Source organism: Phenylobacterium sp. (assembly GCF_036502675.1).
Classification (GTDB): Bacteria; Pseudomonadota; Alphaproteobacteria; order Caulobacterales; family Caulobacteraceae; genus Phenylobacterium.
Window position 1 is genome coordinate 1 of record NZ_DASXYF010000035.1, and the last position, 25,220, is coordinate 25,220.

The 25,220-nt window shown below is 70.6% G+C and carries 21 protein-coding genes; 18 read left to right on the forward strand and 3 right to left on the reverse strand.

Going from position 1 to position 25,220, the window contains the following annotated elements; translation table 11 throughout:
- From secG to lpdA, 10 genes are all read left to right on the forward strand, one after another.
- On the forward strand, nucleotides 1–254 hold a 254-nt coding region (gene secG, locus VGL30_RS03985), incomplete at its 5' end, for a preprotein translocase subunit SecG (RefSeq protein ID WP_331537008.1).
- Between the two features lie 165 nt (nucleotides 255–419).
- Nucleotides 420–2,060 carry a CTP synthase gene (locus VGL30_RS03990; RefSeq protein ID WP_331537010.1) on the forward strand — a complete coding sequence of 547 codons (1,641 nt, stop codon included), beginning with the start codon at nucleotides 420–422 and terminating at the stop codon, nucleotides 2,058–2,060.
- Between the two features lie 156 nt (nucleotides 2,061–2,216).
- Entirely contained in the window at nucleotides 2,217–2,399 is a 183-nt protein-coding gene (gene rpmF / locus VGL30_RS03995; RefSeq protein WP_331537012.1) for a 50S ribosomal protein L32, read from the forward strand.
- A 185-nt stretch (nucleotides 2,400–2,584) separates the two neighbouring features.
- Nucleotides 2,585–3,865, forward strand: coding sequence for a phosphopyruvate hydratase (gene eno, locus VGL30_RS04000; protein ID WP_331537014.1), 1,281 nt, complete (start codon nucleotides 2,585–2,587; stop codon nucleotides 3,863–3,865).
- 72 nt (nucleotides 3,866–3,937) lie between these two features.
- Entirely contained in the window at nucleotides 3,938–4,234 is a 297-nt protein-coding gene (locus VGL30_RS04005) for a septum formation initiator family protein (protein WP_331537016.1), read from the forward strand.
- Between the two features lie 68 nt (nucleotides 4,235–4,302).
- Entirely contained in the window at nucleotides 4,303–5,343 is a 1,041-nt protein-coding gene (pdhA, locus tag VGL30_RS04010) for a pyruvate dehydrogenase (acetyl-transferring) E1 component subunit alpha (RefSeq protein ID WP_331537018.1), read from the forward strand.
- Complete coding sequence (locus tag VGL30_RS04015) at nucleotides 5,340–6,767, forward strand: pyruvate dehydrogenase complex E1 component subunit beta (protein WP_331537021.1); 1,428 nt, start codon at nucleotides 5,340–5,342, stop codon at nucleotides 6,765–6,767. The genes pdhA and VGL30_RS04015 overlap by 4 nt, the downstream gene beginning before the upstream one ends.
- A 55-nt stretch (nucleotides 6,768–6,822) precedes the next feature.
- Nucleotides 6,823–7,128, forward strand: coding sequence for a hypothetical protein (locus VGL30_RS04020; RefSeq protein ID WP_331537023.1), 306 nt, complete (start codon nucleotides 6,823–6,825; stop codon nucleotides 7,126–7,128).
- Nucleotides 7,129–7,140: 12 nt separating this feature from the next.
- A complete protein-coding gene (locus VGL30_RS04025; protein ID WP_331537025.1) occupies nucleotides 7,141–8,436 on the forward strand; it encodes a pyruvate dehydrogenase complex dihydrolipoamide acetyltransferase in 1,296 nt (431 codons plus the stop codon).
- Nucleotides 8,437–8,444: 8 nt separating this feature from the next.
- Complete coding sequence (gene lpdA, locus VGL30_RS04030) at nucleotides 8,445–9,851, forward strand: dihydrolipoyl dehydrogenase (protein ID WP_331537027.1); 1,407 nt, start codon at nucleotides 8,445–8,447, stop codon at nucleotides 9,849–9,851.
- 258 nt (nucleotides 9,852–10,109) lie between these two features.
- Here the strand turns inward: lpdA and VGL30_RS04035 are convergent, their stop codons facing one another.
- Entirely contained in the window at nucleotides 10,110–11,678 is a 1,569-nt protein-coding gene (locus tag VGL30_RS04035) for an AMP-binding protein (protein ID WP_331537029.1), read from the reverse strand.
- Between the two features lie 295 nt (nucleotides 11,679–11,973).
- Here VGL30_RS04035 and lipA point away from each other — a divergent pair, with 295 nt between their 5' ends.
- Nucleotides 11,974–12,936 carry a lipoyl synthase gene (gene lipA, locus VGL30_RS04040; RefSeq protein ID WP_331537031.1) on the forward strand — a complete coding sequence of 321 codons (963 nt, stop codon included), beginning with the start codon at nucleotides 11,974–11,976 and terminating at the stop codon, nucleotides 12,934–12,936.
- Nucleotides 12,937–12,944: 8 nt separating this feature from the next.
- A complete protein-coding gene (locus tag VGL30_RS04045) occupies nucleotides 12,945–13,442 on the forward strand; it encodes a type II toxin-antitoxin system RatA family toxin (RefSeq protein WP_331537033.1) in 498 nt (165 codons plus the stop codon).
- On the opposite strand, the gene VGL30_RS04050 is transcribed toward VGL30_RS04045, so the two are convergent.
- The gene (locus VGL30_RS04050; protein ID WP_331537035.1) at nucleotides 13,422–13,913 is read right to left on the reverse strand and encodes a CinA family protein; all 492 of its coding nucleotides are present in this window, start codon (nucleotides 13,911–13,913) and stop codon (nucleotides 13,422–13,424) included. The two genes, VGL30_RS04045 and VGL30_RS04050, sit on opposite strands and share 21 nt — an antisense overlap.
- Nucleotides 13,914–13,991: 78 nt before the next feature.
- On the opposite strand from VGL30_RS04050, the gene VGL30_RS04055 reads away from it, so the two are divergent.
- Nucleotides 13,992–16,226 carry a fused MFS/spermidine synthase gene (locus VGL30_RS04055; RefSeq protein ID WP_331537037.1) on the forward strand — a complete coding sequence of 745 codons (2,235 nt, stop codon included), beginning with the start codon at nucleotides 13,992–13,994 and terminating at the stop codon, nucleotides 16,224–16,226.
- Between the two features lie 9 nt (nucleotides 16,227–16,235).
- On the opposite strand, the gene VGL30_RS04060 is transcribed toward VGL30_RS04055, so the two are convergent.
- Nucleotides 16,236–17,369, reverse strand: a complete 1,134-nt coding sequence (locus tag VGL30_RS04060; protein ID WP_331537039.1) for a bifunctional 2-C-methyl-D-erythritol 4-phosphate cytidylyltransferase/2-C-methyl-D-erythritol 2,4-cyclodiphosphate synthase — start codon at nucleotides 17,367–17,369, stop codon at nucleotides 16,236–16,238.
- A 90-nt stretch (nucleotides 17,370–17,459) separates the two neighbouring features.
- Between VGL30_RS04060 and dusB the strand changes: the two genes are divergently transcribed.
- From dusB to VGL30_RS04085, 5 genes are all read left to right on the forward strand, one after another.
- Nucleotides 17,460–18,467: a tRNA dihydrouridine synthase DusB gene (dusB, locus tag VGL30_RS04065; RefSeq protein ID WP_331537041.1), complete on the forward strand. Its 1,008-nt coding sequence runs from the start codon at nucleotides 17,460–17,462 to the stop codon at nucleotides 18,465–18,467.
- Nucleotides 18,464–19,585, forward strand: coding sequence for a two-component system sensor histidine kinase NtrB (locus tag VGL30_RS04070; protein WP_331537043.1), 1,122 nt, complete (start codon nucleotides 18,464–18,466; stop codon nucleotides 19,583–19,585). The genes dusB and VGL30_RS04070 overlap by 4 nt, the downstream gene beginning before the upstream one ends.
- Nucleotides 19,582–21,018, forward strand: coding sequence for a sigma 54-interacting transcriptional regulator (locus tag VGL30_RS04075; protein ID WP_331537045.1), 1,437 nt, complete (start codon nucleotides 19,582–19,584; stop codon nucleotides 21,016–21,018). Before VGL30_RS04070 ends, VGL30_RS04075 begins: the two co-directional genes overlap by 4 nt.
- Nucleotides 21,019–21,238: 220 nt before the next feature.
- Entirely contained in the window at nucleotides 21,239–23,455 is a 2,217-nt protein-coding gene (locus VGL30_RS04080; protein WP_331537048.1) for a PAS domain-containing sensor histidine kinase, read from the forward strand.
- A 9-nt stretch (nucleotides 23,456–23,464) separates the two neighbouring features.
- Nucleotides 23,465–24,856: a sigma-54 dependent transcriptional regulator gene (locus tag VGL30_RS04085; RefSeq protein ID WP_331537050.1), complete on the forward strand. Its 1,392-nt coding sequence runs from the start codon at nucleotides 23,465–23,467 to the stop codon at nucleotides 24,854–24,856.
- Nucleotides 24,857–25,220 lie beyond the last annotated feature (364 nt).

Genomic DNA, 25,220 nt, shown 5'->3' on the forward strand with positions numbered 1-25,220 from the left:
TCCAAAAGAGCGAGGGCGGCGGGCTCGGGATGAGCGGTGGCGGCGGCATGTCGGGCTTCATGACCGGCCGCTCGACCCATAACCTGCTGACGCGGACGACGGCGATCCTCGCCGCCGCCTTCTTCGCGACCAGCATCGGCCTTGCCATCATGGCGGGCACCCAGCGCGCGCCGCGCTCGATCATCGAGCAGAGCCAGCCCGCACCTGCGGCCCCGGCCGAGCCGGCGGCGCCGAGCGTGCCGCTGACGAAATAGCCGAGTCGCGCCCGATTCGGCAGGGCGATGGACTCGTCGCTGCAAGCGGCGGGGTGACGACACGCCGGGGGCATTGGCGGAAAACCTCGGAATCGCGCAAGGCAGACCTGCGCCGGCCGCTTTTGGCTGGCGTTTCCGATGACCCTTCCCTTAAACTGAAATTCCATGACGCGGTACATCTTCATCACCGGCGGCGTGGTCTCCTCGCTTGGTAAAGGTCTGGCCTCGGCGGCGCTCGGCGCCCTGCTGCAGGCCCGTGGCTACAAGGTGCGGCTGCGCAAGCTCGACCCCTATCTGAACGTCGATCCGGGCACGATGAGCCCCTACCAGCACGGGGAGGTGTTCGTCACCGACGACGGGGCCGAGACCGACCTGGACCTTGGCCACTACGAGCGGTTCACCGGCGTGAACGCCACCCGCGGCGACAACATCACCACCGGCCAGATCTACAAGACGATCATCGAGAAGGAGCGCCGGGGCGACTACCTGGGCGCCACCGTGCAGGTGATCCCGCACGTCACCGACGAGATCAAGCAGTTCATCCGCGCCGATCCCGGCGAGGGGGTGGACTTCGTGCTGGTGGAGATCGGCGGCACGGTGGGCGACATCGAGGGCCTGCCGTTCTTCGAGGCGATCCGCCAGCTGGGCCAGGAGCTGCCGCGCGGCCACGCCTGCTACATCCACCTGACGCTGCTGCCCTACATCAAGACCGCCGGGGAGATGAAGACCAAGCCCACGCAGCACTCGGTGAAGGAGCTGCGCTCGATCGGCATCCAGCCGGACATCCTGCTCTGCCGCTGCGAGCAGGCGATCCCGGCCAGCGAGCGGCGCAAGATCGCCCTGTTCTGCAACGTGCGCGAGACGGCGGTGATCCAGGCGATGGACAGCGCCAACATCTACGCGGTGCCGCTGGACTACCACGCCCAGGGGCTGGACGCCGAGGTGCTGGACGTGTTCGGGCTCACCGACGCCCCGGAGCCGGACCTGGCCCGCTGGGAGGGGATTTCGCACCGGCTGAACAACCCGGACGGCGAGGTGAACATCGCCGTGGTCGGCAAGTACACGGGGCTCACCGACGCCTACAAGTCGCTGGTGGAGGCGCTGGTGCACGGGGGCGTGGCCAACAACGTCCGCGTCCGCTTCGAGTGGATCGAGGGCGAGAGCTTCGAGGACCAGGAAGAGGGGCTGATCGCCGAGCGGCTGACCAACGTGCACGGCGTGCTGGTGCCGGGAGCCTTCGGCGACCGCGGGTCGGAGGGGATGATCCAGGCGGTGCGCTTCGCCCGCGAGCACGGAATCCCCTACTTCGGCATCTGCTTCGGCATGCAGATGGCCATGATCGAGGCGGCGCGAAACCTGGCGGGGATCACCCAGGCCTCCTCCACCGAGTTCGGGCCCACGTCGGAGCCCATCATCGGGCTGATGACCGAATGGGTGCGCGGCAACGCGCGCGAGGTGCGCGGCCTGGGCGACAACCTGGGCGGCACCATGCGCTGCGGGGCCTATGACGCGGTGCTGGCGCTGGGTTCGCGGGTGGCGGAGATCTACGGCGCGACGGCCATCAGCGAGCGGCACCGCCACCGCTACGAGGTGAACATCGATTACCGCGAGGCGATCGAGCGGGCGGGGCTGAAGTTCTCCGGACTGTCGCCGGACGGCCTGCTGCCGGAGCTGTGCGAACGGACCGACCATCCGTGGTTCGTCGGCGTGCAGTTCCACCCGGAGCTGAAGAGCCGGCCCTTCGACCCGCACCCGCTGTTCGGCAGCTTTATCGGAGCGGCGAAGGAACGCAGCCGGCTGGTGTAGAGCGGCCTACGGCGGCTTCGCGGCGCCGGGGGTATAGCTCCCGACAGGACCTCCCGCCCAGGCTTGAATCCCCCGGCGGTTTGCGGCATACACCCGCGCTCATGTCGGCGGCCCGCTTGGCCGCCGCTTCCGTTTTCACGCCTGAGAGATTCTCCCATGGCCGTTCCGAAGAGAAAAGTCTCGCCGTCCCGGCGGAACATGCGCCGCGCCCACCACGCGCTGGGCCCCAACTCCTTTGTCGAGGACAAGGAGACAGGCGAGCTGAAGCGGCCGCACCACGTCGACCTGAAGACCGGCATGTACAAGGGCCGCCAGGTCCTGACGCCGAAGGAAGACTAGGCTCCTTCGGCGCGCCGGCCGCGTAGGGCCGGCCTGCGCCGTAGGCGCCGGGCCGGACCGGGGACATCAGCGAACTCACGCCACCCGGCCTGCATTGGGGCCGGCGGTTCGCAGGCCGGTTGCGGGCTCGTCGCCAGGCAATGTAAGGGCTCGTGCGCGCCGGACCATTGCAGAGCCAGGAACCCATGACCGAGATCGTCGACATCGAAGCCCGCGAGATTCTCGACAGCCGGGGCAACCCGACCATCGAGGTGGACGTCGTGCTGGAGGACGGCGCGCTGGGCCGCGCGGCCGTGCCGTCCGGCGCCTCCACCGGCGCGCACGAGGCCGTGGAACGGCGCGACGGCGACAAGGGGCGCTACGGCGGCAAGGGCGTGCTGGCGGCCGCCGCCGCGGTGAACGGCGAGATCTTCGACGCGCTCTGCGGCCTGGACGCCCGCGACCAGCGGCGCATCGACACCCTGCTGATCGGGCTGGACGGCACGGCCAACAAGTCGCGGCTGGGCGCCAACGCCATCCTGGGCGTCAGCCTGGCCGTCGCCAAGGCCGCCGCCGAATCGGTGGGCCAGCCGCTTTACAAGTACGTGGGCGGGGTCTCGGCCCGGGTGCTGCCGACGCCGATGATGAACATCATCAACGGCGGCGCCCATGCCGACAACCCGATCGACATCCAGGAATTCATGATCATGCCGACGGGGGCGTCCACCTTCGCCGAGGCGCTCAGGATGGGGGCGGAGATCTTCCACACCCTGAAGGCGGCGCTGAAGGCCGCCGGCCACAACACCAACGTCGGCGACGAGGGCGGCTTCGCGCCGAACCTGAAGAGCGCCGACGAGGCCCTGGCTTTCATCGTCAAGGCCGGCGAGGCCGCGGGTTACCGGGCCGGCGAGGACTTCCACCTGGCGCTGGACGCGGCCTCCACCGAGTTCTTCAAGGACGGCCGCTACGTGATGGAAGGCGAGGGCAAGACCCTCGATCCGGTCGGCATGGTCGACTACCTGGCCGACCTCGTGGCCCGCTATCCCATCGTCAGCATCGAGGATGGCTGCGCCGAGGACGACTTCGAGGGCTGGAAGCTGGCCACCGAGCGGTTGGGCGGCAAGGTGCAACTGGTGGGCGACGACCTGTTCGTCACCAACCCGGTGCGGCTGTCCATGGGGATCGGCAAGGGGCTGGCCAACTCCATCCTGGTGAAGGTCAATCAGATCGGCACCCTGTCGGAGACGCTGGACGCGGTCGATATGGCCCACCGGGCCGCCTACACCGCGGTGATGAGCCACCGGTCCGGCGAGACCGAGGACGTGACCATCGCCGACTTGGCCGTGGCCACCAACTGCGGGCAGATCAAGACCGGCTCCCTGGCCCGCGGCGAGCGCACGGCCAAGTACAACCAGCTCCTGCGAATCGAACAGGAGCTGGGGGACCAGGCGCTGTACCTCGGGCTGAAGTCGATCAAGAACGCGTAGCGCTGCGCTGTAATCGGCCGTTAAGCATGTTGGCGGATGGATAGGCGGTCTCCTGAGGACCTGCGATTCGCCGTGCTCGACCGCATACGCCCTTATCTGCCGACCGCCGCCCTGGCGTTCCTGATCGTCTATTTCGGGTTCCACGCCTTCACGGGGGACCGGGGCCTGCTGATGTCCGGGCAACGGGACGAGGCGCTGGCGGCCAAGACGGCGGAGCTCTCCAGGCTGCACCTGGAGCGCCTCGACCTGGAGACCCGCGCCCGCTTGTTGCGCGACAACAGCCTGTCGGCCGATTTGCTGGAAGAACGGGCGCGCTCCCTCCTAGGCTACAGCGATCCAAGGGATTATGTGATCCGGGTGCAGCGCTGACCTGACGCTGGCCGCAAGGCCTGCGCCCGGGTTTGCGCCCACTGCTTTAGGATCCGTGGGAGAGGTTGATGGCGCGCGCGCGGCCGGCCGCAAAGACTGCTGGCAAGACGGCGAAAGCCGACCCGAAGGTCGAGCCGAAAGCCGATCGGGACGAACTGCTCGGCTATTACCGCACCATGCTGCTGATCCGCCGGTTCGAGGAACGGGCCGGGCAGCTCTACGGCATGGGGCTGATCGGCGGGTTCTGCCACCTGTACATCGGCCAGGAGGCGATCGCGGTGGGGGTGCAGGCGGTCAAGCAGCCGGGCGACCAGGTGATCACCGGCTACCGCGAGCACGGCCACATGCTGGCCTGCGGCATGGACCCCAACGAGGTGATGGCCGAGCTGACCGGCCGCGTCACCGGCGTGTCCCGCGGCAAGGGCGGGTCGATGCATATGTTCTCGACCGCGTCCGACTTCTATGGCGGGCACGGGATCGTCGGCGCGCAGGTGAGCCTGGGGACGGGGCTGGCGATGGCCAACCGCTACCAGGACAACGGCAAGATCGCCTTCACCTACTTCGGCGACGGCGCGGCCAACCAGGGACAGGTCTACGAGAGCTTCAACATGGCCGAGCTCTGGCGGCTGCCGGTGGTCTATGTGATCGAGAACAACCAGTACGCGATGGGGACATCGATCGAGCGGTCGTCCTCGGAGACCCACCTCTACAAGCGCGGCGCCTCGTTCCTGATCCCGGGCGAGGAGGTGGACGGGATGGACGTTCTGGCGGTGCGCGACGCTGCGGCCAAGGCCGCCGCCCACGCCCGCGGCGGCAATGGACCCTACATCCTGGAGATGAAGACCTACCGCTACCGCGGCCACTCGATGAGCGACCCGGCCAAGTACCGGACGCGGGAGGAGGTGGACGAGGTCCGCAAGACCCGCGACCCGATCGAGCACCTCGAGGGTCTGCTGGCAAAGCGCGGCCTGGCCGACGAGGCGACGCTGAAGGGGATCGACGCCGAGGCGAAACGGATCGTCGCCGAGGCGGCCGAGTTCGGCCGCACCTCGCCCGAGCCGGAGCCGGCCGAGCTCTATACGGACGTGTACCTGGAGGCCGCCCGTTGACCGACGTGCTCATGCCCGCCCTGTCGCCCACCATGGAGGAGGGCACGCTCGCCAAGTGGCACGTGAAGAAGGGCGACACGGTGAAGTCCGGCGACGTCATCGCCGAGATCGAGACCGACAAGGCCACCATGGAGGTGGAGGCGGTCGACGAAGGCGTGGTGACCGAGATCCTGGTGCCCGAGGGGACCGAGGAGGTGAAGGTCAACACCCCGATCGCCCGGCTGCAGGGCGACGGCGAGGCCGCCGCTGCACCCCCCCGGTCGATTGCGCCGACAGCTCCCCCTGGGGGAGGGGGACCGCGAAGCGGTGGAGAGGGCCAGGCCGCGGGAGACCCTGAGAAGAAACCCCCGGAATCGGCCAGGCCGAAGCCGGAAGGCGAGGGCCCGGCGCCGGTAACGCCCTCCACCCCCCTGCGCGACCCGGAGATCCCGGCGGGAACGTCGCTGGTGAAGATCACCGTCCGCGACGCCCTGCGCGACGCCATGGCCGAGGAGATGCGCCGCGACGAGGCGGTGTTCCTGATGGGCGAGGAAGTCGCCCAGTACCAGGGGGCCTACAAGGTGAGCCGCGGCCTCCTGGAGGAGTTCGGCGAGCGCCGGGTGGTGGACACCCCGATCACCGAGCACGGCTTCGCCGGCCTGGGCGTCGGCGCGGCCATGGCGGGGCTGAAGCCGATCGTCGAGTTCATGACCTGGAACTTCGCCATGCAGGCCATCGACCAGATCATCAATTCGGCGGCCAAGACGCTGTACATGTCCGGCGGCCAGATCCGCTGCTCGGTGGTGTTCCGCGGGCCGAACGGGGCGGCCTCGCGGGTGGGGGCGCAGCACAGCCAGGACTATTCCGGCTGGTATGCCCACGTGCCCGGCCTGAAGGTGGTGGCGCCCTATGACGCCGCCGACGCCAAGGGCCTGCTGAAGGCCGCGATCCGCGACCCCAACCCGGTGGTCTTCCTGGAGCACGAGATGCTCTACGGGACCGAGTTCGAGATCCCGGAGGGGATCGACTGGGTGGTGCCGATCGGCAAGGCCAAGGTGCGGCGCGTCGGCTCCGGCGTCACCATCACCGCCCACGCGCGGATGGTGGGCCTGGCGCTGAAGGCCGCCGAGCAGCTGGCCGCCGAGGGCATCGAGGCCGAGGTGATCGACCTGCGCACCCTGCGCCCGCTGGACCACGAGACCATCGTCGAAAGCGTCAGGAAGACCCACCGGCTGGTCACCGTCGAGGAAGGCTGGGGCCCGATGGGCGTCGGCGCCGAGGTGGTGGCGCGGGTGATCGAGCACGCCTTCGACTGGCTCGACGCCCCGCCGGCCCGCGTCCACCAGGAAGACGTGCCGCTGCCCTATGCCGCCAACCTCGAGGCCCTGTCGCTGCCGTCGGTGGAGAAGATCGTCAAGGCGGCCAGGGCGGTGAGCTACAAATGAGTTCGGGCCTGAGCTGGCGGGCGGGCCACTGCCACTGCGGCACGGGGTGGCGACGGTGAGCGATCCTGCGGGCCGTCTCCATATGGAGGCCGCGCCGGGGGCGCTGAACCGCTACCGGTTCGGCCGCCGGGCGACGGACGCGCTGCTGTGCATCGAGTGCGGCGTCTACGTGGCCTCGGTGATCGAGGCCGACGGCGCGACGCTGGCCACGCTGAACGTCGCCGGCGTGGCGCTGCCCGGATTCGAAGGCCGCACGCCGGAGCCGATGACCTATGACCACGAGACCGACGAGGAGCGCCTGGCTCGCCGCAAGGCCCGCTGGACCCCCGCCGTGCTCGTGGAATCCCTACTCAGCGCCTGAGGAGCGCAATCCATGCCGATCGACATCCTGATGCCCGCGCTCTCGCCGACCATGGAGGAAGGCGCGCTGGCGAAGTGGCACGTCAAGGCGGGCGACAAGGTGAAGTCCGGCGACGTCATCGCCGAGATCGAAACCGACAAGGCGACCATGGAGGTGGAGGCCGTCGACGAGGGGACGGTCGCCGAGATCCTAGTGCCCGAGGGCACGGAGGGGGTGAAGGTCAACAGTCCCATCGCCCGGCTGACCGGCGAGGGCGAGACGGCCAAGCCGCAACCGGCCAAGACGGCGTCCCCGACGCCGGCGCCTCAGCCTGCGCCTGAGCCCTCAAAGGCTGAAGCCAAGCCTGCGCCGGCGGCCGCGGAAGCCGCCGGCGACGCCCGCATCTTCGCCTCGCCGCTGGCCAGGCGGGCGGCGCAGGAGAAAGGGCTGGACCTCGCCGCCGTCAAGGGCTCGGGCCCGCACGGACGGATCGTCGAGGCCGACGTGCTGGGCGCCAGGGCCGGCGCAGCGGCCGCCCCGCCTGCAGCGGCGCCGAAGCCGGCGGCTGCGCCCGCCGCGGCCCAGGCCCCGGCGGCCCCGGCTCAGGTCCCGACGCTGGAGCAGATGGGCATCCCGCCGGGCTCCTACGACCTCACGCCCCTGGACGGCATCCGCAAGGTGGTGGCGCGCAGACTGACGGACTCGTTCCGCGACGTGCCGCACTTCCCGCTGAACCTCGACCTGGAGATCGACCGGCTGCTGGACGCCCGGGTGCGGATCAACGCGGCGCTGGAGGCCGACAAGGTCAAGGTCAGCGTCAACGACCTGGTGATCAAGGCCGCCGCGGCGGCGCTGATGAAGGTCCCGCACGCCAACGCCTCGTTCACGCCGCAGGGCATCGCCATGCACCACCACGCCGACATCTCGATGGCGGTGGCCATCGACGGCGGCCTGATCACCCCGATCATCCGCCAGGCCGAGACCAAGAGCCTGAAGCAGATCGCGCTGGAGACCAAGGACCTCGCCGAGCGGGCGCGGACCCGCAAGCTGAAGCCCGACGAGTTCCAGGGCGGCACCTTCTCGATCTCGAACCTCGGCATGTACGGGATCCGCTCGTTCTCCTCGATCATCAACCAGCCGCAGGGGGCGATCCTGTCGGTGGGGGCGGGCGAGAAGCGGCCGGTGGCGCGCGGCGACCAGCTCGCCGTCGCCACCGTCATGACCGTCACCCTGACCTGCGATCACCGGGTCGTTGACGGCGCGGTCGGGGCCCAATGGCTGGCCGCGTTCAAGACCTTCATCGAAGACCCCATCACCCTCCTCGCCTAGGCGCACACATGGCCGTTGATTTCGACCTCCTCGTCATCGGCGCGGGACCCGGCGGCTATGTCGCCGCCATCCGCGCCGCCCAGCTGGGCATGAAGACCGCCATCGTCGAGCGCGAGGCGCTGGGCGGGATCTGCCTCAACTGGGGCTGTATCCCCGCCAAGGCGCTGCTGAAGAGCGGCGAGGTCTACGAGCAACTCGGCCACCTGGGGGACTACGGCCTCAGCGTCGAGGGCCGGGCGTTCGACTTCGACAAGGTGGTGCAGCGTTCGCGCAAGGTCGCCGCCCAGCTGGCCTCCGGCGTGGGCTACCTGATGAAGAAGAACAAGATCGAGGTGATCGAGGGGGCGGCCGTCCTGCAGAAGGGCGAGGGCGCCCCGCGGGCGGTGATCACGCTGAAGGCCGGCGGCCAGCGCACCGTGCAGGCCAGGTCGGTGATCCTGGCGACGGGCGCGCGGGCGCGGACCATTCCCGCCGCGGGGCTGGAGCCGGACGGCGACAGGATCTGGACCTACCGCGAAGCGATAGTCCCCAAGGCCTGCCCGAAGTCGCTGCTGGTGGTCGGGTCGGGCGCGATCGGCGTCGAGTTCGCCAGCTTCTACCGGGCGCTGGGGGCCGAGGTGACGGTGATCGAGGCGCTGCCGCGTATCCTGCCGGTGGAGGACGAGGAGGTCTCGGCCGCCGCCCGGAAGGCCTTCGAGAAGCGGGGCCTGAAGTTTCGGGTGGGCGCCGACGTCAAGAAGCTCGCGAAATCCAAGACCGGCGTGACCGTCGACCTGGACGTCGGCGGCAAGGCCGAGACCCTGGAGGCTGAGGTCGCCATCGTGGCGGTGGGCATCTCCGGCAACGTCGAGGACCTGGGCCTGGAGGCGCTGGGCGTGAAGATCGACCGCGGCCATGTGACCATCGACGCGCACGGGGCGACCAACGTCGCCGGCCTCTACGCCATCGGTGACGTGGCCGGCCCGCCGTGGCTGGCGCACAAGGCGAGCCACGAGGGCGTGCACTGCGTCGAGCACATCGCGGGCCTGGCGCCGGCGAACCTGAAGTCGCCGATCCCCGGCTGCACCTATTCCACCCCGCAGGTCGCCTCGGTCGGCCTGACCGAGGCCCAGGCCAAGGAGCAGGGGCTGGAGGTCAAGGTGGGCCGCTTCCCGTTCAAGGTGAACGGCAAGGCGATCGCCGCTGGCGAGACGGAGGGCTTCGTCAAGACGGTGTTCGACGGCAGGACCGGGGCGCTGGTGGGCGCGCACATGCTAGGCGCCGAGGTCACCGAGATGATCCAGGGCTTCGTGCTGGCCATCACCCTGGAGGCCACCGAGGCCGAGTTGCAGGGCGCGGTGTTCGCCCACCCCACCATGAGCGAGGCGATGCACGAGGCGTCGCTCGACGCCTACGGCCGCGTGCTGCACCTATAGGGCCGGGTCGGCTCAAGACTTTTTGGTGACGCCGAGTTTTGCACTGCGCCTTTTCCGCCCCGTCCCGCAGAGGACGGGGGAGAGGGACCACTCGCCGAAGGGCGAGTTGTGGAGGGGGCGCAGGTTCTGCGGTGCGGCGGCCCCGCCCCCACCGTCACGCCTCTGGAATTCATCCTCGGACCGGCCACGGGCCGGACCCGGGGAGGGCGCGCCACCTCCCCCGTCCTTTTCGGGAAGGGGGAGGAAAGAGGCGAGCGGCTACGCCGCCCTGTTGCGACCGCCGGCGGCGTCGGCCTCGGCCATGCGCTGGACGGCGACGTAGTCGGTCTTGCCGGTGCCGAGCACCGGGATCTCCGCGGCGCGGATGATCTTGCGGGGAACGGCGATCTCGGGTGCGCCGACGGCCTGGGCGTGGGCCACCAGGCTGGCGGGGTCGGCGCCGGGACGGTCGGTGACCAGGACCAGGCGCTCGCCCTTCTTGGGGTCGGGCAGGGAAACGACGGCGTGGCGGCTGTCTGGCCAGACCGCGGTGGCGAGGTCCTCGGCGACGGTGAGCGAGACCATCTCGCCGCCGATCTTCGCGAAGCGCTTCACCCGGCCGAGGATCTTCACCCAGCCGTCCTCGCTGATGGACACCACGTCGCCGGTGTCGTGCCAACCGTCCGCCGGCGGCTCGACGGCGCCGCCGGGCGCGAGGTAGCCGGACATGACGTTGGGCCCGCGCACGAACAGCCGCCCGCCGCCCGGGATGCCGGGGACCGGGTCGAGCCGGGTCTCCACGCCGGGCAGCAGGCCGCCGACCGTGCCGCGGCGGTTGTCGCCGGGCGTGTTGACCGCGATCACCGGGGCGGCCTCGGTGGCGCCGTAGCCCTCCAGCACCGGCACGTCCCCGAAGCGCTCGGCGATCAGGTTGTGGGTCTCTTCGCGCACCTTCTCGGCGCCGCAGACGATGAACTGCAGGCCGGCAAGCTCGCCGCGCTCCGCCGAGCGGGCGTACTGGTTCACGAAGGTGTCGGTGGCCAGCAGGATCGAGGCGCCGGTCTCCTTCAGCAGCGGCGGGATCTGCTTGACGTGCAGGGGCGACGGATATTGGAACGCCTTCATGCCGGTCAGCAGCGGCAGGAGCACGCCGCCGGTCAGGCCGAAGCAGTGGAAGGTGGGCAGGGGGTTGAACATCACCCAGGCCGGGTCGAGCGGGATGTGGGCGGCGATCTGCTCGACGTTGGCCATCAGGTTGGCCTGGCTCAGCACCACGCCGCGGGGCGCCCCGAAGGAGCCGGAGGTGAACAGGATCACGCCCGGGTCGTCGGGCCGGGCGGCGGTGCGGAACCGGCGCGGGAAGGCCCCCGCGGCCGCGGCGTAGAGCTTGTCGGCCAGGCCGATGGAGGCGCGGACCTCCTCCAGGTAGGTGATCGTCGCCAGCGGCTCGAGCGCGTCGGTGATGTCGTGCAGCTTGGCCTGCTCGACGAAACGGTGGGCGGTCAGCACCCGCCTGACGCCGGCCAGTTCGCAGGCGGCCTTCAGGTTGCGGATGCCGGCGGTGAAATTGAGCATGGTCGGCGTGCGGCCGAAGGCGTGCAGGGCGAAGAACGTCACCACCGTGGCGGCGCTGGCCGGCAGCATCACGCCCACCCGCTCGCCGGGCCGGGTCACGCCGGCGAGCTTGCGGCCGAGGGCGAAGGCCGCACGGATCAGGTCGGTGTAGGTGAGGGGGTTGCGCTCCTGGTCCTCCAGGATCTGCTTCCTGGCGCCATGGCGGTCGCGGGCGTCCACAAGGGCGTCGAACAGGGACCTGCGGGTCAGGCGCGGATCGAATACGGCCGTCAACAGTCAGGCTCCCACTTACGTTGCGTGAGCCTACAGACGGGTTTCAGCCTTGAAAAGATCGGTTACACGGCGTGAGCCCATGTGTCAGGCGATCAGGTGATGATCACAGTATAAGACCCGGAAAATACCCGATATTCTTTGTTTCAGGCTTAACCGGAGGTGGGCTTCCGGCGGTTTCGGTCCGCTCGCCGGCTGTGGCGGGCCAAGGCCTGCGTGGTCCGGCTCCTGGGCGTGGGCGCAGGCCCGCGCGAATTCCCGCCTTGATCGCGGGGCCCGGGCGGACGATCTAGAGAGCATGGCCGTGATCATCGACACCCTCGCCGGTCGCCAGAGACCGAGGCACCCCGAAAAGGAGGGCCGCCCCGAGACGCCGCTGCTGCGCAAGCCGGATTGGCTGCGGGTGCGCGCGCCAGGCTCGGCCGGCTACGCCGCCACCCGGGCGATCGTGAAGGAACACGGGCTGGTCACCGTCTGCGAGGAGGCCGCCTGCCCAAACATCGGCGAGTGCTGGACCAAGAGCCACGCCACCATGATGATCATGGGCGACACCTGCACGCGGGCCTGCGCCTTCTGCAACGTCGCCACCGGCAAGCCCGAGCCGCTGGATCCGACCGAGCCCGTGCGGGTGGCGGAGGCGGTGGCCAAAATGGGCCTGAAGCACGTGGTCATCACCTCGGTGGACCGCGACGACCTGGCGGACGGTGGCGCGGCGCATTTCGCCGAGGTGGTCCGGGCGATCCGCCGGGCGGCGCCGGGCACGACCATCGAGATCCTGACGCCGGACTTCCTGCGCAAGGCCGGCGCGGCCGAGCAGGTGATCGACGCCAAGCCCGACGTGTTCAACCACAACCTGGAGACCGTGCCGCGGCTCTACCTCTCGATCCGGCCCGGGGCGCGCTACTACCACTCCCTGCGGCTGCTGGAGCGGGTGAAGGAGCGCGATCCCGCCCAGTTCACCAAGTCCGGGGTGATGGTCGGCCTGGGCGAGGCGAAGGAGGAGGTGATGCAGGTGATGGACGACATGCGCTCGGCCGGCGTCGACTTCATCACCATCGGCCAGTACCTGCAGCCCACCCGCAAGCATGCGGCCATCGACCGGTTCGTCACCCCGGACGAGTTCCGCGCCTATGAGGAGATCGCGCGGGCCAAGGGCTTCCTGATGGTCTCGGCGAGCCCGTTGACCCGCTCGTCGCACCACGCGGGCGAGGATTTCGCCAGGCTGCAGGCCGCGCGCCGGGACCGGGCCGGGGCGCCCTGAGCGCCGCCTTGCGCCATCACGTCACGAAAATCCTGCCCTATGCGCCCGACCAGCTGTTCGCGCTGGTGGGGGACGTGGAGCGTTATCCGGAGTTCGTGCCCTGGATCACGGCCCTGCGCACCTGGAATCCCCGCAGCCTGGGCGAGGAGGCCGACAGCCTGGACGCCGAGGCCTCGGTCGGGTTCGCGGTGGTCAAGGAGCGGTTCTCGACGCGGGTGTGGCGCGACGCCGGCGCGCGGCAGATCGACGTCGGCCTGATCTCCGGGCCGTTCCGGACGCTGGCCAACCGCTGGCGGTTCCTGCCCGACCCGGCCGGGACGCGGGTGGAGTTCGACATCGACTTCGCCCTCAAGTCGAAAGTGCTGCAGGCGCTGCTGGCGGCCAACTTCCGCCATGCGGTGGAACGGCTGATGGGCTGCTTCGAGGCCCGGGCGAAAGCGCTGTACGGCCAGAAGCTCTCCCCCTCGATGGAGGAGGGCTCGAAGTCAGGTCACCCGGTCCCTTAGCGCCTGCAGGGCGGCCTGGACGGCGGCGAGCTGGATTTCCTCGCGGGTTTCGAACTCGAAGAACTCGGACCGGTGCATCAGGCCCTGGTTCGCCCGGGCGGTGGCGATGTGCACGGTGCCGACAGGCTTCAGCGGGGTGCCGCCGCCGGGACCGGCGACGCCGGTGACGGCGACGGCGATATGGGCGTTGGAGTTTTCCAGCGCCCCCTCGGCCATCATGCGGGCCACCGGCTCGGAGACCGCGCCGAGGTCGGCGATCAGGTCGCCGGGGACGCCCAGCATCTCCTGCTTGGCGCGGTTGGAGTAGGTGATGAAGCCGCGGTCGAAGATGTCCGACGCGCCGGGGATCGCGCAGATGGCGCTGGCCACCAGGCCCGCGGTGCAGCTTTCCGCGGTGACCACCCGGAGCGAGCGCCCGCGGGCCTCGTCGATCAGCAGGCGCGCAAGGGTCTCGATTTCCAGGGAAAACATCGGCGGCGGACTCCGCTAGGCGATAACGAGGCGAGACCACAACATCGCGCCGCCCGAAGACACAAGGCGATTCGCCCCATGACCACCGCGGATATCGGCCAGGCGCCGCGCGCCGCCGCCTCGCAGGCCCTGTTCGCGGCGACGATCTTCGCCAGCGCCGCCCTGGTGTTCCTGGTGGAGCCGATGGCGGCGAAGCTGGTGCTGCCGCTGCTGGGCGGCGGACCGTCGGTCTGGAACACCAGCCTGGCGTTCTTCCAGGCGGCGCTGCTGGCGGGCTACGCCTACGCCAACCTGCTGCAGCGGCTGGGCTCGCTGCGGGCGCAGGTGCTCACCCACCTGGGCGTGCTGGCGGCCTCGGCGCTGGTGTTGCCCTTGCGGGTGCACGAGGCGTTCGGGCCGCCGTCGTCGGACCATCCGGCGCTATGGCTGCTGGGCGTGCTGGCGGTGTCGCTGGGGCCGCCGTTCGCGGCGCTGTCGGCCACCGCCCCGCTGGTGCAGGTCTGGTACGCGCGGGTGATGCGCCTGGACGAAGGGCGGGGGCCCTATTCGCTCTATGCGGCCAGCAACCTGGGCAGCCTGATCGCGCTCCTGGCCTATCCCGTCGTGGTCGAGCCGGCGGCGAGCCTGCACGGCCAGAGGATCGCCTGGTCGGCGGGCTACGGGCTGTTCATCCTGCTCCTGGCCACGCTGGGCTTCAGCGCGGCCCGGACGCGGGACCTGTCGCCGGCGCCGGCGCGGGCCGCGGGGCCGTCGGTCGCCTGGCGCGACCGGCTGACCTGGCTGGCGCTGGCGGCGATCCCATCCAGCCTGATGCTGGGGGTGACGACGCACCTCACCACGGACGTGGCGTCCGCGCCGTTCCTGTGGGTGGCGCCGCTGGCGCTCTACCTGCTGACCTTCATCATCGCCTTCCAGGACAAGCCGCTGATCAAGCCGGGGTTGGCGCTGACGCTGCAGGCGGCGGCCGCCGCCGCGGCGGCGGTCACCCTGCCGTTCAAGGCCGGCGGCTTCGTCCTGACGCTGGGCGTGCAGCTGCTGGGGTTCTTCCTGACGGCGCTGATGTGCCACCAGGCGCTGGTCGCGCGGCGGCCGGACCCGTCGCGGCTGACCGCCTTCTACCTGTGGATGTCGGTGGGCGGGGTGGTCGGCGGGGCGTTCAACGCCTTCGCAGCGCCGGTGATCTTCAACAACGTCTGGGAATACCCGCTGGTGCTGGCGCTTTCCTGTCTGGCGCGGCCGTGGGGGCGGGGACGCTTCGCGGTCTGGCGGTGGGGAGTGCTGGCCGCCGCGATCGGCGCGGCGATGGCCGCGCCGATGCTGGCCGAGCGCCATCAGCCTGAGACGGTGGTGAAGCTGGCGCTGGCGACCGTCACGGTCTGCGCCTTCCTGCTGCGCGGGCGCGCGGTGATGTTCCTCGCCGCCATCGTCCTGGTGCTGGTTTCGGCCACCACCATCAACGGGCGGGTCGACGTCCGCGAGACCTGGCGCAGCTTCTTCGGCGTGGTGCGCCAGTCGGAGCGCCCGGTGGCGGCGATGGGCGGGCCGGTGCGGATGCTCTCGCACGGCTCGACCCTGCATGGGGCGCAGGCCCTGGACCCGCGCTGGCGGTGCCGGCCGCTCACCTATTACGCCCCGGAGACGCCGATCGGCCAGGTGTTCACCTCGGCGCTGGAGCGCAAGCCCGCGTTGCGGATCGGGGCGGTGGGGCTGGGGACCGGCACGGTCTCGGCCTACACCCGGCCGACGGACACCCTGACCTTCTTCGAGATCGACCCCCTGGTGGTGCGGATCGCCACGGACCCCCGCCACTTCAGCTACACGACGGGGTGCGCCAAGGGCCGGATCGACTACGTGGTCGGCGACGCCCGGCTGACGGTGGGCAGGCAGGCGAAGGACCGGTTCGACATCCTGCTGATCGACGCCTTCTCCTCCGACAGCGTGCCGGCGCACCTGCTGACCGTGGAGGCGGTGAAAAGCTACCTGGAGCGCGTCATGCCGGACGGGATCGTCATCCTGCACCTGTCGAACCGCAACCTGGACCTGCGCAGCCCGGCGATGGCGGTCGCCCGGGCGGCCGGGGGCGTGGCGCTGCTGCAGCGGCACATGGAGGCGCCTGGCGCGCCGCCGCTGTGGGAGTCCTCCGAGGACGCGCTGATCGTCGGACGCGACGCCGCGGCGCTGGCCCCCTTCGCCGGGAACCCGCGCTGGACGCCCGCCGACCCCACACGGGCCAAGCCCTGGACCGACGACTACATGAACCTGGCCGGCGCGCTCTACGCCCGGCAGAAGGAACGCTTGACCTGGCTGCCGTGAGGTGGGCGCTCAGATGGGGGTCTCGACGGCGGCCACCGCCTGGGCCAGCAGGCCTTCGCCCCGGCCGGTGAAGCCCATGCCCTCGGTGGTGGTGGCCTTGACGCTGACCCGGCTCACGGGGAGGCCGAGGATCGCGGCCAGGCGGAGGCGCATCGCCTCGCGGTGCGGGCCGATCTTCGGGCGCTCGCAGACCAGGGTCACGTCGACGTTGAGAATCCGCCCGCCGTGCTCGGCGACCAGCTTCGCGGCATGGGCCAGGAAGCGGGCGGAATCCGCGCCGCGCCACTGCGGGTCGGAGGGCGGGAAGTGCTGGCCGATGTCGCCCAGGCCCACGGCGCCCAGCAGCGCGTCGGTGAGCGCGTGGAGGCCGGCGTCGGCGTCGGAGTGGCCGACCAGGCCCCGGTCGTGGTCGATCCTGACGCCGCAGAGCCAGACGGCCTCGCCCGGGCCCCAGCGGTGGGCGTCGGTCCCCTGGCCGATGCGGGTGATCCGCGCGGCGCCGGCCAGACGCTCGGCCATGGCGAAGTCCTCGGGATAGGTCAGCTTCATCAGCATGGGGTCGCCCGGCGTCAGCACGACCCGGCCGCCGGCGCGCTCGACGAGAGCCAGATCGTCGGTGGTTTCGCCCGCCTGCAGGGCGGCGCGCAGGCCGCCCAGACGGAAGGCCTGCGGCGTCTGCGCCCGCCAGAGGCCGTCGCGGGGGACGGTGGACACGCCGGCGTCGGTGCGGCGCTTCAGGGTGTCGGCGACGGCCAGGGCGGGGGCGGCGGCGTCTGCACCCGCCAGCGCCTCGATGAGCGCCTGGACGTGGACGGCGCCGACGAAGGGACGCGCGGCGTCGTGGACCAGCACGATCTCGTCATCGGGGCCCGAGAGGGCGGCGAGCCCCGCCCGCACCGACTGCGACCGGCTGTCGCCGCCCGCGACGGCGCGCCACCCGGAGAGGCCGGCCAGCGCTTCCGCCGCGGCGCCCAGGCGGTCGGGGGCGACGACGACAATCGCTTCGCGGGCGCCGGCGGCCAGCAGGGCCTCGACGGACCAGCGTAGAAGGGGGCGGCCGGCCAGCATGCGCCAGGCCTTCGGCGCACCCGGGCCGGCGCGCAGCCCCTGGCCGGCGGCGACGATGAGGGTCGAAAAGGTCACACCGGCTGTTTACGACTCGCCTGCTGCTTGTCCAGGCTTTACTGCGCTGCACAATATGCCTAAAAAGACGGCGATGGGGGTGATCATTAAATGAGCAAAATGCTCGCCATAGGGGATGTCGACGTCGGGGCGCGGACCTGGATCGCGCCGATGACCGGCGTCTCGGATCTGCCGTTCCGCAGGGTGGCCAGCCGCCTGGGCGCCGCCTATGCGGCGACGGAAATGGTCGCCTGCGCGGAATTCGCCCGCGGGCGTCCCGACGTCGTGCGCCGCGCGGCGGTGGGCGAGGGCTTGCCTCTGATGGTGGTGCAGCTGGTGGGCTGCGAAGCGGAACACCTGGCCGCGGGGGCGAGGCTCGCCCGGGCGGCCGGCGCCCAGATCATCGACCTCAACTTCGGCTGCCCGGCGAAGGAGGTGACCGGCGTCCTCTCCGGCTCGGCGCTGATGCGCGACCCGCAGCGGGCGGAAAGCCTGATCGCCGCCGTGGTGGACGCGGTCGATACGCCGGTGACCGTGAAGATGCGGCTGGGCTGGGACGAGGCCTCGATCAACGCGCCGGAGATCGCCGCGCGGGCCGAGGCGCGGGGGGCGCGCGCCGTCACCGTGCACGGGCGCACCCGGCGGCAGTTCTACAAGGACCGTGCCGACTGGGCGGCGGTGCGCGCGGTGAAGGCCGCCGTTTCCATCCCGGTGATCGTCAACGGCGACATCGTGGACGCCGCCAGCGCGCGCGCCGCGCTGGAGGCCAGCGGGGCGGACGCGGTGATGATCGGCCGCGGCGTCTACGGCCGGCCCTGGATCGCCGCCCAGATCGAGACCGAACTGGCGGGCGACGCCTTCGAGGCGCCGGATTCGACAGCGAGGCTGGAGATTGCGCTGGCGCATCTGCACGAAAGTCTTGAATTCTATGGGGACCGGCTGGGGCTGCGGATATTTCGCAAGCACCTGGCGGCCTACGTCGAAAACGCGCCCTGGCCCAATGAGGCCCAGGCCCGACGGAGCGCCCGCGGGGCGCTCTGCCGTATGGAGGATCCCGGTGAGGTCGAACGCGGCCTGACCGCGCTGTGGCGCGGTCGAGAATCGAGGATGGCGGCATGAGCAGTCGTAAGACTGTGCGATCTACGGGTTTTGAATTGGAGGAACTGAAGGCGGCGGCCTTCGACCTCAGCCCGGAACCATCACTGGTGATCGACAAGGACGGCGCGGTCGCCGCGGTCAACGAGGCCGCGGAGGCCTTGTTCGGCCAGGGCCTGGGCCTGCTGGCCCGGGGACGGTTCCGCGCGGCCTTGCCGGCGGGCTCGGCCCTGGTGGACCTGTTGAACCGCGCCATCGAGGAGAACGCCAGGGTCCGCGAACGGGGCCTGGAGATCAACCTGTTCGGCCTGCCGCCCTTCGAGGCGGACGGGGCGGCCGCACCGCTGGGCGACGGCGCCGTGCTCCTGACCCTGCACGTGCGGGGCGGATCGCTGGGCGGCGAACGTAACGGCGTGGAGGCGGCGTCCCTGCGCTCCATCGTCGGCCTGGGCCGCATGCTGGCGCACGAGATCAAGAACCCGCTGGCCGGCATCCGCGGGGCCGCGCAACTGCTCGGCAGCGGGGCGCGGCCCGAGGACGTGCCGCTGGCCCAGCTGATCGTCAACGAGACCGACCGGGTGCGCCGGCTGGTGGATCGGATGGAGGCGTTCTCCGACGACGCCCCGCCGATGCGCACGCCGCTGAACATCCACGAGGTGCTGGACCGGGTGCGGGCCCTGGTGGCCAACGGCGCCGCCGAGGGGCTGACGCTGCGCGAGCATTACGACCCCTCCCTGCCGCCAACCCCCGGCGACGAGGACCAACTGATCCAGATCTTCCTGAACCTCCTGAAGAACGCCGCCGAGGCCGCCCACTCGCGGGGTGACGGGCGCGGCGAGATCTCGATCTTTACCGCCTACCGCCACGGGGTCCGGGTGCGTTCGGCCAGGGGCCAGGTCCTGCGCGGCGCGCCGCTGGAGATCCGGGTCGTGGACAACGGGCCGGGCGTGCCGCCCCACCTGCGCGAAAGCCTGTTTCAACCCTTCGTCACGACCAAGACGCATGGTGCGGGCCTGGGCCTCGCCCTGGTCGCCAAGCTGGTCGCCGGCCACGGCGGCCTCATCGATTTCGAGTCGGAGCCTGGGCGCACGATGTTCCGTGTGCTGCTGCCCATCGCTTCGCAAGAGGATTACCCGGTATGAACGCCAGTCTCGCCAGCAACGCCAGCAAGAAGATCCTGATCGCCGACGACGACGCCTCCATCCGGCTGGTGCTCAGCCAGGCGTTCACCCGCCTGGGCTACCAGGTGCGGGCGACCGGCAACGCCACCACCCTGCTCAAGTGGGTGTTCGACGGGGAGGGGGACCTTGTGGTCACCGACGTCGTCATGCCGGACGAGAACGTCTTCGACGTGCTGCCGCGCATCCGCAAGGAGCGGCCGAAGCTGCCGGTCATCGTGATGAGCGCCCAGAACACCCTGCTCACCGCGGTGAGCGCCGCCGAGATCGGCGCCTTCGACTATGTGCCCAAGCCCTTCGACCTGGACGACATGACCTCGGCGGCCCGCCGGGCGCTGGCCCGTCCCGCCGATCCGGAGGCCGCCAAGGCGCAGGCCCGCGCCATCCGCGACGAGCGGCTGCCGCTGATCGGCCGCTCGGGGCCCATGCAGGACGTCTACCGCACGGTGGCGCGCCTGGTGGGGGCGGATCTGACGGTGCTGATCCTGGGGGAATCGGGCACCGGCAAGGAGCTGGTGGCCCGCGCCCTGCACGAGATGGGGCGCCGGCGGGACGGCAAGTTCGTGGTCATCAACCTGGCCGCCGTGCCGCGCGAGCGCGTCGAGACGGAGCTGTTCGGCCGCGACGACGGCGTCCCCGGCAAGCTGGTGGAGGCCGACGGGGGGACGCTGTTCCTCGACGAGATCGGCGACATGCCGCTGGACGCCCAGACGCGGCTCCTGCGGGTCATCGACGGCTCCGAGCCGGCGCTGAATCCCAAGACCGGCCGGCGGCCCAACGTGCGGCTGATCGCGGCCACCAACCGCGACCTGCGCGCGCTGATCCAGCAGGGGCTGTTCCGCGAGGACCTGTTCTTCCGCCTGAACGTCGCCCCCATCCGCCTGCCGCCGCTGCGCGACCGGGCGGAGGACATCCCGGACCTGGCCCGCGCCTTCCTGCTGCGCGCCAGCCGCGAGGGCCTGCCGGCCAAGACCATCGACACCAGCGCCCTGGAGCGGCTGAAGCTGCACGCCTGGCCGGGCAACGTCCGCGAGCTGGAGAACCTGATCCGCCGGATCTGCGCCCTCTACGCCGAGGAGCTGATCAGCGCGCGGATCGTCGAGCGCGAGCTCGCCGACCACCAGGCGCCGGTGGCCGGCCAGGACGGCCCGCTGACGCTCTCGCAGCTGGTGGAGCGCCACCTGGGCGGCTACTTCGCCGAGCAGCCGGACGGGGTGCCGCCGGTGGGCCTCTATGACCGGGTGCTGGAGGAGGTGGAGCGTCCGCTGATCCAGCTCACCCTCTCGGCCACGCGCGGCAATCAGGTGCGGGCCGCGGAGATCCTGGGCCTCAACCGCAACACCCTGCGCAAGAAGATCCAGGACCTGGGCGTTGAGATGAGCCGCGGCCGGCGCTGAGCCTTCGCCGCAACAAGGCTGTTGGATTCCAGGCACACAAACGCCTAGGGTGCTGGATCTGAAGTTCGCCCGCTTGAAGGGGCGAGCGTGGAGCGGACTTCAGATCCAAAAAGCATACTAGAAACAAGGACTCCCTAGTGTCCTTATCAATTCCGAAGTTCGTCCGAGCCCGCCACCGGCGCTTGCGAACTTCGGAATCGGGACACTAGGCTCGCGGGCGATGTCGTCGTTGGCCTCCAGCCGCCCCTCCGAGCCGCCCCTTCAGGCGACGTTGCGGTCGCGCTACCTGCTGGGCGGGGGATTCGCCCTGGCCGCGGGGCTGACGGCGTTCGCCATCCTGCTGGCCGCTTCTCCGCCGGAGACCGGGCCGCTGGGACCGGCCAGCACGCTGATCCTTACGTTGCTGGGCTTCAACCTGGTGCTGATCGCGGCCCTCGCGCTGCTGGTCGGCATGCGGTTCATGGCGCTGCGCAGCGCCCAGGCGAACGACGCAGGCGCGCGGCTGCACATGCGCTTCGTGGCGCTGTTCGCCTTCGCTGCCGTGGCGCCGGCGGTGGTGGTGGCGCTGTTCTACGGGGTGCTGGTCTCGAGGGGGGTCGACAACTGGTTCAGCCAACGGGTCCAGACCATCGTCAACAATTCCGCCACCGCGGCGCAGAGCTATCTCGATGAGCAGAAGCGCTACATCGGCGACCATGTGACGCTGATGGCCGGGGACCTCAACGACGCCGCCCCGGCGCTGCAGGCCAGCCCGGTGGCCTTCAGCCACTTCCTCGCCCAGCAGGCCGCTTACCACGGCTTCCCCGCGGCCTACTTGATCGATCGCGAAGGCCGGGCGCTGAGCCGCGCGGAGGTCCCCGGCGCGCCGGCCTTCGCGGTGCCGCCGGCGCTCAGCTTCAAGGTCGCCGACGAGGGCGACATCTCCATGGGCATGGTCGAGTCGGCCAACCTGATGCGCGCCATCTACCGGCTGAAGGCCTATCCCGACGCCTACCTCTACGTCGCCCGGCCGGTGGAGAAGGGGATCATCAGCCACCTGCGGGAGACCTCGGACTCCATCGCCTCCTATCGCGACGCCGCCGTGAACCGGCAGCGCATCCAGATGGTGTTCGTGCTGAGCTACGTGGAGACCGCCATGCTGGTCTTCGTGGGCGCGGTCTGGTTCGGCATGTCGCTGGCCAACGCCATCTCCGGGCCGGTCGGTCGGCTGGTGCAGGCGGCCGGCCGGGTCGCGAGCGGCGACCTGACCGCGCGGGTCGACTCCGCGGGGGACTTTGAAGAGATCGCGGTCTTGTCCCGCGCCTTCAATCGGATGACCAATGATCTTCAGGTCCAGCAAGCGGCGCTCCGGCAGGCCAACGCCGAGGCGCAGGAGCGGCGGCAATTCATCGAGACCGTGCTGCTCGAGGTGAGCGCCGGCGTGATCGGCCTGGACGCCGACGGCCGCATCTCGGCGGCCAACCGGCAGGCTGCGGCCCTGGTCGGGCTGGGCGAGGGCGACGAGGGGCGGGGGCGCAGGCTGGCCGACGTGGCGCCGGAGTTCGCCGAGGTGACCGAGCGGGCTGTGGCCTCCGGCGAGGCCGAGGCCGAGGTGGACATGGTGCGGGGCCGCCAGACCCACCGGCTGCGGGTGCGCGCCAGCCGCAGCGAGCGCGGCCTGGTGCTGACCTTCGACGACATCACCCGCCTGGTGGCCGCCCAGCGCAACGCCGCCTGGAAGGACGTGGCGCGGCGCATCGCCCACGAGATCAAGAACCCGCTGACCCCGATCCAGCTTTCGGCCGAGCGCATCCGCAAGAAGTTCCGCCGCAACGTGGCCTCCGACGACCTGGAGGTGTTCGACCGCTGCACCGACACCATCGTGCGCCAGGTGGGCGACATCGGCCGGATGGTCGACGAGTTCTCCGCCTTCGCCCGCATGCCGGCGCCGAAGTTCGCCGAACAGCCGGCGGCCGAACTGCTCCGCGCCGCCGTCTTCGCCCAGCGGGTAGCTTCGCCGGACATCAGGGTGGAGCTGGAGGAGCCGGTTCCGGAGGTCGCGCTGTTCGTCGACGGCCGCATGCTGTCCCAGGCGCTGACCAACATTCTGAAGAACGCGGCCGAGGCGATCGGGGCCCGGCACGGCGAGGCGGGCCGCGGCGAGGGCCGCATTCAGGCCCGGCTGATCTCGGACGACCACGGTCTGGCCTTCGAGGTGGAGGACAACGGGGTCGGCCTGCCGGCCCGCGACCGCGACCGGCTGACCGAGCCTTACGTGACGACCCGGGAGAAGGGCACGGGCCTGGGACTGGCCATCGTCAAGCGGATCATGGAAGACCACGGCGGAGAGCTGGTCCTGACGGACGCGTCCGGCGGCCAGGGGGCCAGGGCGATCCTGCGCCTGCCGGCCTCGTCGCGGGCGCGGCGGCAGGCGACGCCGGAGAAGGCCACGGCATGAGGATGAAGTATGGCGGCTGATGTTCTTGTGGTCGACGACGAGGCCGACATCCGCGACCTTGTGGCGGGCATCCTCGCCGACGACGGTTATGCGGTGCGCACGGCCAACGATTCGGAATCGGCCCTGGCCGCGGTCCGGGCCCGCAAGCCGTCGCTGCTGGTGCTCGACATCTGGATGCAGGGCGGGGGGATGGACGGGCTGGAGCTGCTCGACCTGGTCAAGGCCCTCGACGGCGACCTGCCGGTGATCATGATCTCCGGCCACGGCAACATCGAAACCGCCGTCAGCGCCATCAAGCGCGGCGCCTACGACTTCCTGGAAAAGCCCTTCAAGTCCGACCGCCTGCTGCTGCTGGTGGAGCGCGCCCTCGAGTCGGCCAACCTGAAGCGGGAGAACCGGCGGCTGCGCACCCAGGCGATCACGCCCGAGGGGCTGCTCGGCAAGTCGGTCGCCGCCCAGCAGATGCGAGGCCTGGTGGCCAAGGTCGCCGGCGCCAACAGCCGGGTGCTGATCTCCGGCCCGCCCGGTTCCGGCAAGGAGACGGTGGCGCGGCTGATCCACCAGGCGAGCCCGCGCGCCCGCAACGAATTCGTGGCGATCAGCGCCGCCGGCATGACGCCCGAGCGGATGGACGAGGCGCTGTTCGGCGAGGAGGGGGAGGGTGGGCGCACCGCCCGGGTCGGCGTCTTCGAGCGCGCCCACGGCGGCACGCTCTATCTCGACGAGGTGGCCGACATGCCGCGCGAGACCCAGAGCCGCATCCTGCGGGTGCTGGTCGAGCAGCGCTTCCGGCGGGTGGGCGGGTCCTCGGACGTGCAGGTGGACGTGCGCGTCGTCTCCTCCACGTCGCGCGACCTGCGCGGCGAGATCGCCGCGGGGCGGTTCCGCGAGGACCTGTTCCACCGGCTGAACGTGGTGCCGATCAACGTGCCGGGCCTGTCCGAGCGGCGCGAGGACATCCCGATGCTGATCGACGACTTCATCCAGCGGATCAGCGAGGCCACCAACATGCCCAGGCGCAAGCTGGCGGACGACGCGCTCGCCACCCTGCAGGTGCGGGCCTGGCCCGGGAACCTGCGCCAGCTGCGCAACAACATCGAGCGGATCCTGATCCTGGCCTCCGGCGATCCCGCGGAGCCGATCACCGCCGACATGCTGCCGGCGGAGGCCACGGTGAACGAGCAGAGCTCGAGCATGGGGGCCGAGCGGATCATCGCCCTACCGCTGCGCGAGGCCCGCGAGGTGTTCGAGCGCGAGTACCTGAACGCCCAGATGCTGCGCTTCTCCGGCAACATCTCTCGCACCGCCGCCTTCATCGGCATGGAACGGTCGGCCCTGCACCGCAAGCTGAAGTCGCTTGGCCTGTCGAACGCCCGCATCGTCGAGGAAGAGGTCGAATAGTGGGACGGTGGATCGAAGCGAAGCCCGCCCCTTTCCTCCCCCGTCCCGAAGAGGACGAGGGAGGGGGACCGCCCGCTGAAGAGCCGGTGGCGGAGGGGGCGCGGGTTCTGTCGTGAGGTCGCCGGGGCGTACGCGAGCGCGGGGCCTCAGGTGCGCCGGCCGGCCTGTTTGTTCGTACTATGTTCTTGGCGCACAGCGCCGCTTGAGCTACACTTTCCAGGCGTGAAGAGCCTCGCAAGGTCTTTACCGGTCAACACCCCACGGTGCTGACCGGTTCAGCGCCGGTAACACATCGGAGGTCGATCAAGACATTGATTCAACAGTCATTTCTCCGAGCTCAAAGGTGTTGTTCGCCACCCCGAAA